At 61.8% G+C, this 12,438-nt stretch carries 11 protein-coding genes; 3 read left to right on the top strand and 8 right to left on the bottom strand.

Translation table 11 applies throughout. From position 1 onward, the window contains the following. The first annotated feature begins 217 nt into the window (after positions 1–217). Both N7I30_RS21380 and N7I30_RS21375 read left to right on the top strand, forming a co-directional pair. A complete protein-coding gene (locus N7I30_RS21380) occupies positions 218–1,618 on the top strand; it encodes a multicopper oxidase family protein (RefSeq protein ID WP_330165949.1) in 1,401 nt (466 codons plus the stop codon). Between the two features lie 10 nt (positions 1,619–1,628). Then, positions 1,629–2,042 (top strand): c-type cytochrome, encoded by a 414-nt coding sequence (locus N7I30_RS21375; RefSeq protein WP_230789796.1) that lies wholly within the window; start codon positions 1,629–1,631, stop codon positions 2,040–2,042. Between the two features lie 11 nt (positions 2,043–2,053). Here the strand turns inward: N7I30_RS21375 and N7I30_RS21370 are convergent, their stop codons facing one another. The 8 genes from N7I30_RS21370 to N7I30_RS21335 form a co-directional block, all read right to left on the bottom strand. Next, positions 2,054–2,176: a hypothetical protein gene (locus N7I30_RS21370; protein WP_269069075.1), complete on the bottom strand. Its 123-nt coding sequence runs from the start codon at positions 2,174–2,176 to the stop codon at positions 2,054–2,056. Positions 2,177–2,308: 132 nt separating this feature from the next. Beyond that, on the bottom strand, positions 2,309–3,079 hold the full coding sequence (locus N7I30_RS21365; protein ID WP_498641031.1) for a MauE/DoxX family redox-associated membrane protein: 771 nt from the start codon (positions 3,077–3,079) through the stop codon (positions 2,309–2,311). A gap of 193 nt (positions 3,080–3,272) precedes the next feature. Continuing rightward, a complete protein-coding gene (locus N7I30_RS21360; RefSeq protein ID WP_230789791.1) occupies positions 3,273–4,580 on the bottom strand; it encodes an APC family permease in 1,308 nt (435 codons plus the stop codon). Positions 4,581–4,776: 196 nt separating this feature from the next. Further along, the gene (locus tag N7I30_RS21355; protein ID WP_230789788.1) at positions 4,777–5,298 is read right to left on the bottom strand and encodes a hypothetical protein; all 522 of its coding nucleotides are present in this window, start codon (positions 5,296–5,298) and stop codon (positions 4,777–4,779) included. Continuing rightward, positions 5,298–5,684, bottom strand: a complete 387-nt coding sequence (locus N7I30_RS21350; RefSeq protein WP_230789785.1) for a DUF302 domain-containing protein — start codon at positions 5,682–5,684, stop codon at positions 5,298–5,300. The genes N7I30_RS21355 and N7I30_RS21350 overlap by 1 nt, the downstream gene beginning before the upstream one ends. 32 nt (positions 5,685–5,716) lie before the next feature. Beyond that, positions 5,717–7,000, bottom strand: coding sequence for an ATP-grasp domain-containing protein (locus N7I30_RS21345; protein WP_230789782.1), 1,284 nt, complete (start codon positions 6,998–7,000; stop codon positions 5,717–5,719). A 61-nt stretch (positions 7,001–7,061) separates the two neighbouring features. Further along, positions 7,062–9,395: a heavy metal translocating P-type ATPase gene (locus tag N7I30_RS21340; protein WP_230789780.1), complete on the bottom strand. Its 2,334-nt coding sequence runs from the start codon at positions 9,393–9,395 to the stop codon at positions 7,062–7,064. A gap of 597 nt (positions 9,396–9,992) precedes the next feature. Next, positions 9,993–11,426 (bottom strand): mechanosensitive ion channel family protein, encoded by a 1,434-nt coding sequence (locus N7I30_RS21335; RefSeq protein WP_230789778.1) that lies wholly within the window; start codon positions 11,424–11,426, stop codon positions 9,993–9,995. 476 nt (positions 11,427–11,902) lie between these two features. On the opposite strand from N7I30_RS21335, the gene N7I30_RS21330 reads away from it, so the two are divergent. Beyond that, positions 11,903–12,298: a helix-turn-helix domain-containing protein gene (locus N7I30_RS21330; RefSeq protein WP_413773390.1), complete on the top strand. Its 396-nt coding sequence runs from the start codon at positions 11,903–11,905 to the stop codon at positions 12,296–12,298. The last annotated feature ends 140 nt before the right edge of the window (positions 12,299–12,438 follow it).

Below are 12,438 nucleotides of genomic sequence, written 5' to 3'. Positions count from 1 at the left end.
TCGAGGTAGAAGTTGAATCAGACGTCGGGCACACCGTCACTTCACATCCGATTCATCGATCAGAGGATGCGCTCTAGTCGAGCACGTCCCGCAGTGCCTGAAATGGCGGGCAGGGGAAAGGTTTCATGACATCTGCCGCCGCTGCGGCGATCAATCCGAGCCAGACGGTCGCACCGGCGCACGATGAAGGCTTCTGCGGCTGGGGCGGGCCAGCACGATGACATGTTCGATCAGTCGCCGGAGCTTCCTGCTCGGATCGAGCGCGATGCTTGCAACCAGCGGAATATCGAGCGCCTCCGCCGCCACGCGGCACCGTCTCGTCGCTGCCGTAGGCCAGGCGCAGATCGTGCCCGAAACATTCGCAGGCCCAACGCCAGTCTGGGCATTCAACGGGACCGCGCCAGGGCCGGTGTTGCGGGTGCGCGCAGGCGAACGCCTGGCCGTCGATGTCGAGAACGGCCTTGCTGAGCCGACCAGCGTGCACTGGCACGGCATCCGGATCGACAACGCGATGGATGGCGTGCCCGGGCTGACGCAGGCCGCGATCGCGCCGGGCGAGCAATTCTCCTACGATTTCGTCGCGCCGGATCCGGGGACCTACTGGTACCACTCTCACAATCGATCGTGGGAGCAGAATGCCCGCGGGCTTCATGGGGCGCTGATCGTCGACGAACCTGAGCCGTGGCAGGGCGCCGACCGCGACCTCGTTCTGGTCCTGGACGACTGGCGTCTCGCCCAGGACGGCTCCATCGCAGACGGCTTCGGCCAGATGATGGAATGGGCACATGGCGGCCGCATCGGCAACACGCCGACGGTCAACGGACGCCTGGGCTCAAAGATCATCGTCCGGCCGAACGAGCGGGTCCGGGTGCGCCTGATCAATGCGGCCAATGCGCGGATCATGGAGATCGCCTTTGCGGATCTGCCGGTGCGCCTGCTGGCGCTCGACGGCATGCCGACGACGATCGAAGCGATGAGCGGAACCGTCCAGCTTGCGCCCGCGCAAAGGGCCGACCTCCTGGTCGACTTTGCCGGAGCGAACGGGGACACGATCCCGCTGTCGCTCCAGACGCGGGATGGGCCCTTCGAGATGGCCACGTTCGCGCTTCAAGGGGAACCCGTGCGATCGCGATATCCCGAACCCGTCGGGCTGCCGCTGTTCGGCCCGGCCGCTCTGCCCGACCTGTCGGACGCCTTCAGGACCGATCTGGTGATGGAGGGCGGCGCCATGGGCAGCGTGCAGGGCGCCACGCATCAGGGCCGCTGGATGGACATGCGCGAACTCGTCTCGAAGAACCGGGTCTGGTCGTTCAATGGGGTGGCCGGCGACATGGACGAACCGCTCGCGACGGTGGAGCGCGGCCGTCCAATTGTCTTCACCCTGCGCAACGCGACCCGATGGCCCCATGCGATGCATGTCCACGGCCATCACTTCCGTGTCGTCTCCCGCGACGGCAAGCCCGTTGCGAACCCGGTCCTGCGCGACACCGACCTGATGATGCCCGACGAGACGATCGAGATCGCCTTCGTCGCCGACAATCCGGGGAAATGGCTCGTTCATTGCCACATGCTGGAGCATGCCGCCGGCGGCATGATGACCTGGTTCGAAGTGACATGAGGAGGCGCCGATGAGGGTATCGAAAGCGACCATCGCGGCCATCGCCGGCGCGCTCGCAATTGGCGCGTTCCTTGTCTGGCGGACCCTGTCCGGGGGACCGGCATCCGACGCGCATATCGTGGCCGTGACAGTCCCGCAGCTCTCCCTCCGGGCGGAGCGCGGGCAGAGACTCTTCGCCGCTAACTGTGCTGCCTGTCACGGGGACAACGCCGGCGGCACCGAACAGGGGCCGCCGCTGATCCATCGGATCTACGAACCGAACCACCATGGCGATCAGGCATTCCTGATCGCTGCGGCCCAGGGCGTCCGTGCCCACCACTGGGGTTTCGGAAACATGCCGCCGCTCAAGGGCGTGAGCGAGCGGCAAGTCGCCGATATCGTTGCCTATGTTCGCGAGGTCCAGAAGGCCAACGGCATCTTCTGAACCCGCCGCGATCACCGTCGCAGGTATTTCACCAGCGCCGCGATCACCAGCACGAAGACTACAAGGACGAAAATGCCCCAGAGTCCCATGCCAAAGGGCATCCATCCCATATAGCCAGAGTGTTCGCCCATCATCGTTGTTCTCCTTGCTGAAGGTGGCTTTTCCGTCGGGTAGTCTTGCGAGCCAACGCCGGAGTTCTTGTCGAAGATGAGGAACGTCCCCGATCCCGGTCCGCAGTGTTGGCACATGGTTGGAACGAGGAGGCTTCAGCCTCCCCAGATCATGCGAAGTGGCATCCACAGCCCCATGCCGATCATGACAAGGTTCTCGGTCAGCGACACGAAGCCCAAAGGCACGTTCGAGCCGCCGCCGACGCAGGCGCATTTGAGTTCGCGCTTCTGCACATAGACCGCATAGAAGACCGACACGGCACCGATCGTCCCGATGATCAGCGCGATCGGCGCCGACAGCCAGGTGAGGGCGCCGGCGATCATCAGCACGCCGGCCAGCGTCTCGCCGAACGGGTAGATCTTGCCGTAGCGCACCCATCGCTTGGCCAGGAGGTCGTAGTTCAGGAACATGGTCGAGAAGCTCTCGACGTCCTGCAGCTTCTGGATGCCGAGCAGGCACATGGAGATGGCGAAGAACCACTCGATCGCCCGCACGGTGAAGATCGTCTCATAGGCGGCGAAGGAGACCGCCAGCGCCATCAGGAAGGCGACCGAGAAGATGGCGATCACCGGCTGGTAGGTGGTCTCGTCCTCAGACTGGACCGACTTGCCGAAATGTTCGCGCAGATCGGTATAGCCGCCGACGCGATCGCCGCCGATGAAGGCCTGCGGTGTCGTCTCGACGCCATGCTTCGCCTTGAAGGCGTCGGTCTCCTCGCGGGTGGTCAGCCAGTTGTCGTCGACCGCGTACCCTTCGCGCTCGAGAAGGTCCTTCGACTTCAGCCCGTAGGGACAGACATGCTCGTCCATGACCATCCGGTAGAGGACGGCCTTCTTTTCTGGGGATGATGGCAGTACCGCACTCATGAGAACCTCCTGTCTATGGGTAGCGCAACGACAGTCACGCTCGTCGCAAACCGTTGCTAGCTGGATCGAATGAGGGGCCGGTGGCTCGGAAGGTCAACCCAGAACTGAGTATGGGTCTCCAACAGACTGTCCGAAAGCATAGGATGATCGGGTTGAGAATAGACAACAGAAGAATTGAATGGCTGAGCCGTTTTCAAATATGCTCGTGGTCACCTCTGCTAACAGGGGCGCGTGCCAAGAAAATTCCCACAAATAGGAACACCAATGCCATGCCGACAATGCCGATCACGACGATCATCGGATCTGACTGCCACTTCATCCCGGTGAATGCAGCCAGTACCCCGGCATCGAGCGCGATGGCCGTCAGCAGCATCCAGCTATGCGCGCCGATCTCTTGGCGCAGGTGCCGGAACACGCCCCAGTGAATGATGATGTCCATCACCAGGTAAAAGAAGGCGCCAAGTGAGGCGATCCGGCTGAGGTCGAAGAATACTGTGAGAAAGCCAGCGATCACGACCGTGTAGATGAGCGTGTGGTCCTTGATTGTGCCCGACATCCCGAAATGACTGTGCGGGATCATTTCCATGTTGGTCAGCATCGCCAGCATCCGCGAGACCGCGAAAACGCTCGCGATCAGACCCGATGCTGTCGCGACCAGCGCGAGTGCCGCGGTCAGGTAGAAGCCCGTCTGACCAAGGGCGGGCTGGGCAGCTTCGGCCAGCGCGTAGTCCTTCGCTGCCACGATGCGGTCGAGCGACAGGCTGGAGCCGACCGCGAATGCGACCAAGAGATAGACGACGACGCAGATCGCGATTGACCAGACGATGGCTCGGCCAACATTGCGATGCGGGTCGGTGATCTCGGCGCCGCTGTTCGTGATGGTGGTGAAGCCCTTAAAGGCGAGGATCGATAGCGCGATCGAGGCGATGAAACCGCCCGCGCCCATATCGCCGCCGGTGGCCTCGAAGGTGATGCCGCTCGCCCAGAGTCCCGCAACTCCGAATAGCGCGATCCCGCCCACTTTGAGCACCGCCATGACGATGGAAAACATCCCAACCGACCGCGTGCCTGAGGCATTCAGAAGATAGGCGAAAACAATCAGCCCTACGCCGAGGATCGGTACGAGCACACTATCCGGATCGCCTCCGAAGGCCTTTAGCGAATAGGTGCCGAAGGTGCGCGCGACAAGGCTTTCGTTGATCACCATTGACAGCGCCATCAGCAGAGAGGCGCCTGCCGCGACCGTCGTCGGCCCGTAGGCTCTCTTCAAGATCATGCCGACGCCGCCCGCAGACGGAAATGCATTCGACATCTTGATGTAGGTGTAGGCGCTAAACGCGGTGACGATCGCACCGACCACGAACGATAAGGGGAAGAGCGGACCAGCGAGTTCGGCAATCTGACCCGTCAGCGCAAAGATACCGGCCCCAATCATCACACCGGTGCCCATGGACACAGCCCCCGACAGGGTGATGCTGTTCTTCTCATATTCGCTCGTCATCAGTTCCTCTTTCAGGCTCTGGTCCCGTTGCCCTCTGGAAAAGCCGCAATCCCTTACGAGCCCTATGCGAGAAGTGCCCAATGTCTGCCGTCGCTGATTTCCTCACCGTCGAAGATCGCACCGGCAAAACTCGCTGAAACTGCCGGCCAACTCGGCTGTGGCCAGAGGCCGCAGCGGGCATTGGGCAGTCGACCCTTCATGCATTCGCCTCGCGTATGGCCTGCGCGCCGAGGAGATGGCGGCGGGTCAGCCAGATCACGAGCAGCGGAACGACGACCCATTGGAGGAGCGGACTCAGCCCAGTGCCCAACGGCGGTACGAGCGGCATCAGTTCCGAATAGGACCAGCGTAAGCTGATGTTGGTATAGTAGTACTCGAACCCTAGGGTCAGGAGGATACCAACAGCGACAAAGAGCCCGGTCGGAAAGCGGGTTGGCCTAAGGATCCAGCCACGGCTACGTGCCGCCAGACAGGCAGCCCAAAATGCGGTCAGCCCGAACCCGACATCGCCAAAAGTTGCCGACATGCAAAGCTTGATCGCCTCCCAGTGAGGCATCTCGGCCATGCCTGTATAGGTCGGAACCTGAACGAACTCCCAGACGAAATGCAGGACGAAAGAGAAGTAGGCGACGGGAAGTTCGGGCGCCTCCCACAGGCCAGCAGGGCGTGCGCGGTCTTCGGAAAAAGCGCGCGCGTTCGTCTCACTGGTATATCCCATCAAATCGCGTCCACGGCCTTCGCCAGAAGGTCCCGCACCTCCCCCGCCACAGCCGTAAATTCGGCGTTTTCGATAGCCTGCATAGACGCCACCGGGTCGATCGCACTGATTTCCACGCCGCCGTCGACTTCGCGCAGGAAGACATTGCAGGGCAGCATCGCGCCTACCCGTGGCTCGATTCCGATCGCCTGATGCGCGATCTTCGGATTACATGCGCCGAGGATGCGATACGCCGACATCTCGACATCGAGCTTTTTCTTCATCGTCGCCTTGACGTCAATTTCGGTCAGTAAGCCGAAGCCATGGTTCGCTAACATTTCGCGCGTTCGGGCATCAACGTCATCCGTACCCCAGCCAGCAATCGTTCGATTAATTGTATAAGTCATTCTCAGTTCCCCTTGATGTGCCCTTAGTGCCGTCATGATCGGATCACAAACACTGGAGCAAACCCACCTCCCGTTGTTCTGAAATTCGTGGTTTGTCCTTGATAAAGGCGTGCGGCAACGAGAAGCACCTCCCCATCATAGGTGTAGAGCCGAATGTCCATCTTGCGCGGCTGGAATGCGTCATCGATCCTGATCATGCGCTCGCTCGGCCTGACCAGGGTCTGGGCAACGTAGCCACCCCCCTCGATCTCTGCCCAGACGCCATTCGTCACCTTGTCGCCGCGATACACCGCCTTTCCACCGTGTCCGCCCGTCGGCTTGAAAAACAGGGTCTTCCGCGACTTCCAAAGGTCCTCGGCGTTTTCGGGAGTGACAAGAACAGTGCGCGGAACGGAACGGAGCTGCGCCAGAAGTGTCGGTTCCAAGCCCCAGGTCTCGATCAACGCCGGATCTGAGAGGATCGAAAGGTTCCGTTTGTCGGCGAGCAGCGCGTGGTTGTAAGGACTCGGTGTGACGACCACTGCACCGTCTCGATAGGCGTCGCGTAACGCTTGGTGCTCTGGCTGATCGAACGCAAAATCGGTGACCCGGTTGTAAACAAGGTCGATCGGGTTTCCCTCGAGGCTGAGCCGACCGGCCTCAAGGCGAAGCTGGCTGGCGTCCGCGATGAATGCGTCCACGCCGCGAGCGGCCAAGGCTTGCCTCGCCAGCACGAACTCAGGATAAAGATACTGTTCCTCCGGCCTGTCGTCGACGATAGCAATCCGACGTATTGCACCGTTTCCCCGCTGGCGCATCCATTCGTTCTGGAACATGCGAAACGCCGCTTCCTCAAAGGCGTGCGGCTCAAATGGTAGGTCCATTCCGGTGCAGCAAGCGCGCTGGGCCCTAGCAAGAAGGGCGTTGAGGAATGCTCCACCGGCGTTGGTATTAATCTCGATAAGCCTGGGGCCGTCTTCACCGAGATGGAAATCGTAGCCCATCAGGGCGCCAGCCGGGCCGTGATCCTCCCGCGAGATTTTGGGGGCCCAGGAGAAAACCGCGGCCTTGTACGCGGTGAGCCGGGCCGTCTGCTCGATAGCTGCGACCACCTTCTGCATCTCGGCTACCTGGCTGGCAGAAAGGAATACCGGCACGTTCGAGAACAAGTGAGCCTTAGGGCGGATGAACCTTTCGCAGAATTCCGGATCGCCAGCTTCTTGCTCTAGTGCCTCGCACAGCGATCGACGGTCGAGCGTGACGCAGAAGCAGTTCTGGTTGAGCCGATCCGAGAGGGCACGAGTCGGATCAGAGGACGCCAAGTTTGAATTGCTCATTGCTCGCCACGCCATGACTGCGTCGGAAACCGACGCGCTTTGAGCTTAAGGGAAGCCTGGATCACAGGTCGACCCGCCTGAGCCGAAGTGCATTGCTGATGACCGACACCGAAGACAGGCTCATTGCGGCTGCCGCGATCATGGGGGAGAGCAGAAGCCCGGTGACGGGGTAGAGCAGCCCTGCCGCGACCGGTACGCCGAGGGCGTTGTAGGCGAAGGCGAAAAACAGGTTCTGCTTGATGTTGCGCAGGGTGGCGCGCGCCAGCTTGCGCGCCCGGACAATGCCCATCAGGTCACCGCCCAGAAGGGTAATCCCCGCACTTTCCATCGCCACGTCTGCGCCCGTTCCCATGGCGATGCCGACATCGGCGGCGGCAAGCGCGGGCGCGTCGTTGACGCCGTCGCCTGCCATCGCGATCTTGTGGCCATCGCGGCGCAACTGGTCGATCAGGTCCTTCTTGGCCTCGGGCAGCACCCCCGCGCGGACCTCGTCTATGCCGAGCCTCCCCGCGACCGCCTGCGCCGTGCGTTCGTTGTCGCCCGTCGCCATGATGACGCGTAGCCCCTGGCCGTGGAGTTCCCTGATTGCCTGCGCCGTTGATTCCTTGATCGGGTCGGCCACCGCCACGATGCCTGCCAGCGCACCCTCAACCGCAATGAACATCGCCGTCTTGCCTTCAGCGCGCAGCGTGTCGGCCTTCCCTTCGGCCCGGGTTACATCCAACCCCATCTCCCGCATCATAGCGGAGTTGCCGAGCGCAACCGCGCGCCCGCCGACGTTGCCGCGCACGCCCTTGCCGGTGACCGCTTCGAAGTCCGCGGCCTCCTGACGCGGGGCACCCTGCGCCTCAGCTCCCTCGACGATCGCTTCGGCCAGCGGGTGTTCCGAGCCGCGCTCCAGCGCTGCCGCCAGTGATAGGAGGTCGGGCTCCGTCAGGTTTCCGAGCGTGAGCGTATCGGTGAGCCTGGGCTTGCCCATGGTCAGCGTGCCGGTCTTGTCGACGATCAGTGTATCGACCGCCGCCATTCGCTCCAGTGCCTCGGCGTCCTTGATCAGAACGCCAGCCTGCGCGCCGCGTCCCGCGGCCGTGGTGATGGAGATCGGTGTCGCCAGTCCCAAGGCGCAAGGACACGCGATGATCAGTACGGACACCGCCGAGGCTATGGCGAAAACAAGCGCGGGTTCCGGGCCAAAGGTCAGCCAGACAACGAAGGCGAAAACCGCGATGGCCACGACCGCCGGCACGAACACCGCTGACACCCTGTCCGCCAGCCCCTGGATCGGGGCGCGGGAACGGCGTGCGTTCGACACCATCGTCACGATCTGTGCCAGCACCGTCTCGGAGCCGACCTTGCCAGCCTCCATCACCAGGGAGCCGTTCTTGTTGATCGTAGCCCCGGTTACCGCATCGCCCGGACCCTTTTCCACCGGCATCGACTCGCCAGTCAGCATGCTCTCGTCGAGCGATGAACGCCCCTCGATAACCGTCCCGTCGACCGGCACCGCATCGCCGGGCCGCACGCGCAGACGGTCGCCTTCCATGATGTTGTCCAGCGGCGCGTCATATTCCGAGCCATCAGGCAAGATGCGGCGCGCGGTCTTAGGCGCCAGGTCCAGAAGGGCGCGGATTGCGTCGCCAGTGCGTTCGCGCGCACGCAGCTCCAGGACCTGCCCGACGAATACCAGCGCAACGATCACCACGGCCGCTTCGTAATAGGTGCCGACACCTTCGCCCATCCGATAAGCATCGGGAAAGACGCCCGGCAGGAATGTTGCGACTAACGAATAGAGATAGGCCGCCCCCACGCCGAGGCTAATCAGTGTCCACATGTTGGGGCTGCGGTTCGCCACAGAGTCCCATCCGCGCTTGAAGAACGGTAGAGCCGCCCAGAGAATTATCGGCGTTGCCAGCGCGAATTCAAAATAGCTGGCGGTTTGGTGGCCGATCCAATCACGCACGGGTAGCGCCACCAACTCGCCCATGGTCAGCACGATCAACGGTACCGCCGCCGCCCCCGAAATCCACATCCGGCGGGTGAAGTCGGTCAACTCCTCGCTGGGTTCGTCGGAAGGCAGCATCGGCTCCAGCGCCATACCACAGATCGGGCAGGCCCCCGGAGCGTCGGTGACGATCTCAGGGTGCATCGGGCATGTGTATTGAATATTGGCCGGCACGGCCTGCTTCGGTCCTGCTGCCCGACCCGAGGCGTAAAACCAGGGATCGACGGTGAACTTCGTCTGGCAATTCTCGGAGCAGAAATGGAAGGTGTTGCCCCCATACTCAGCGTGACGCCCGTTGGGCTTGACTGCGACCGTCATCCCACAAACCGGATCTCTCACGGTCTCAGTCCCCGCCTTGATGTCAGGCGCCGCGTGATGATGATCGTGGTCCATGGCCCGCCAACCTCCGGTCTGTCTTCTCATCATGGAGCTTCCAGTGGCTGGAAGCTCAAGCCAATTTTCAATGATAGTCGTGAGGGCCCCTTCTGACAGGATTGGCGCGGATCTCCATTAAGCCGATATCCACCTGATAATAGAATTGACGGGGAGGTGGCGCCGAGCGGAGATACCGAGGTTGTGCCAAACTTTTGATCTTGAGTGCCTACCAGGCTTTCGATGTCGCACGCCTCCGAGAAACTCCAAACGTAAGCGCGGCCTGAGCCCCATTGGCTTTACGCTTTCGATGGCTTCCACGGTCTGCGAGTTGAAGCGCCCCGGGTTTTCCGGATACCGTTTGGTTTGCGTCCTACGCAGCGATCGGCATTGTCTAATGCTCGGCATGGTATGCGACTTCTGCTTCAGCGGGCGGGATGTTGCCTATCGGCTCGACCAGCCGGCGGTTGTCAGCCGACAATCTGGCGGGCGGAGGGGTCGATAACGAACGCCACGCAGACGAAGCTGCGCCACGTGGCGACATAGCTCAAGTCGCTGACTCCCGGGACGAACAAGAAAGGCCGTCCTGCTTGCGCAAGGCGACCTTTCCCCTTGTAGCTATCGGTTCAATAACAAGTTCCCGGAGGAGGCTTCAGGAATGGTCCCTTCGGAGGCATTCTGCGGCAGTTCGGTCATTTCGTTACCCAGGCCACCTTCGGCTGAGGTTGCCTCGATATTCGGTTCCGCCGCTGACGGGGGCGGTCCGCCCGCTGCCGAAGCGGTCAATGCCACAGACATTTTGTCCGGCTCGGTCCCGTCCGACTTCATCCGCACAAGCGGTACGCCCTGCGGGAAGATGATCTCCCGCGCCTCGTCCGGCATTGAAACGCCGTGCTCTACGAGACTGCGTTTGATGAGCCGCAACGCAGAGGAACGTATCCTTTGCGGCGATATCGTACGTCCATCGATCCAGAAGTGCGCCTTCAGGTTCACCGTTGCAGACCCCAGCGCATCAACCAGAACCATCGGAGGAGGCTCGTCGAGGATCGCGTCATGCTCGCGTAGCACTTCCGCAATGAGGGTCTGCGTCCTGCCAATCGAAGCATCGTAGCCGATTCCGACTTCCGCAGTTACCCGGCGCGCTGGCGCGGCCGTGTAATTCACTATCGTACTCTTGAAGACCGTAGCGTTTGGAATCTGGACATGGTTGCCATCGATCGTCAGCAAGATCGTTGATCGCGTGTTCATCGTTTGCACCACACCTTCGTGGGCTGCCACACCGATCAGGTCCCCCTGCCTGAACGGTCGGCGAATGCTTAGAATGAGACTTGCCAGGAAGTTCTCCGCAATATCGCGGAACGCGAAGCCGAGCACGATGCCAACCACGCCCGCGCCGCCCAAGATCGATACGGCGAGCCCCGTCAGACCTGCAACTTGAAGCACAAGATAAACGCCGACGAGGAGAACCGGGATGGCGATCGTCCGGGCGATGACGCCGCGCAGAAAGTCATGCTCGATACGCGGCGCCAGAATCCGACGCATCAGCGAAGCGATCGCATTCGACAACCACCAAGCCAGCGGCAGGATCAGCACCGCTAGAACGACCAGCGGTAGCGTAACAGCGATCCTTCGAGCCAAAGCCTCGGTTTCCGATAGTGCCGGGGCAATACTCCAACTCACCTCCTCCTGCACCTCGATCCTGTTCACGACCGCGACAACTCCCTCGGTCCGTACAGAAAGATCGCGCGCCCATACCCGCTGTTCCTCGGAACTGGCTATGCCGTCGAGAAACACAACACCCTCGTCGGCAACGACCTCAACGCCTCGATACCAACCGGTTGCTTCAAGGATCCGGTTGATCCGACCTTGGATCGCCTCGTCGCGTGCAATTGGCTCGACGGTAACTGCCTGCTCGGGAACGTCGACCGCATGCTCCTCAATGGTTTGGCTTCCCGCTGAGGTCGACAGCATAAGGATGGTCGATAGCGCGGCGGCTGTTCGCCGTCGCCGGTGAGTTGCCGTGCCGCTGGCTTCAATCAATAGCAGTTTCATTCGATGCCTGTCCTACCCGTCACACGATGCTGAGAGCCGTCTGCGCGCGAGTTTTGATGAGGTACGATTCGGCGCATACCCAACGCCGAAGCTCTCGGACCGTTTTACCGCTTCCTCTGAGAGTAAGTCCGGCGCAGCGTCTCGTCATGCTGATGTTATAAGGCCATCCAAGGGGGCCGCGTGGATTCATCGGGCAGAGGTCGCCTCGGGTTGGACTCTCCTGCTACGCGAATCATGTGCCTTGATCCGCTGCTCTGCGTCGACACCTTAGTGGAGCCGGGTTTGGAGAGGACTTGCGTTTTCGATTCTTAGCACCGGTCGAATCAGCCAAAATGGCTTCGAGAGCCTGGTTGCCGGCGATACACGAAGAGCGCCTCATGGGCGCCGAATGCGGGCCCCGTCGACGCCGTTAGAGGATTCGGGCATAATGGCTCAGACGTCGACCCGCATGCGTCGCGCACGGATCCTTGGAGCGAATGCTGGAAAGTCAGTCTGAAGGGAAAGCGGACAGGGATCGGATCCGGCCGGAGCCATCCGGAGTGAAAGGCTTCACCCTTCCCGGGGAGCCACCCATTGATGGCATCGCATGCCGGGGTGCGCGAGCGATGCTCGGCATCAGCCAAGGCGATGTCTGCGCGAGTGCGGGATGCGGGCGAAGCCTCCTGAACGATTTCGAGAACGGCCTGAGGGTCCCGAAAGTGAGTAGCGTAGCTAGGATCCGAGAGGCGCTCGAGGCACTGGGGGCTGTCTTCATAGCCCATGGCGGGCGCTATGCAGTCGGCGTCCAGACTGCGGCGGCTTCGGAGAGGACCGCGCGGGGGCGTTCGATAGCCGATGGACGCGAACAATTGCTGTCATCTCGCGACGGCTAGGAAAGGGCGTGCCACGAACGGTCCGGCCTTCGGGGTGCCTCGGCGTGGATTATGAGATGCGACGTGACCTGAGACCCCAATCTCCTCCGGTTTGAGGGAGAGTCCTGAGTTTCGTTCTTGGCCTTAAGCGGCCTGTGTTT

The sequence above is a fragment of the Aurantimonas litoralis genome, assembly GCF_026153195.1.
Taxonomy (GTDB): domain Bacteria; phylum Pseudomonadota; class Alphaproteobacteria; order Rhizobiales; family Rhizobiaceae; genus Aurantimonas; species Aurantimonas coralicida.
Note: the sequence above shows the minus strand (reverse complement) of the source record. Positions and strands in the feature narration are given on the sequence as shown.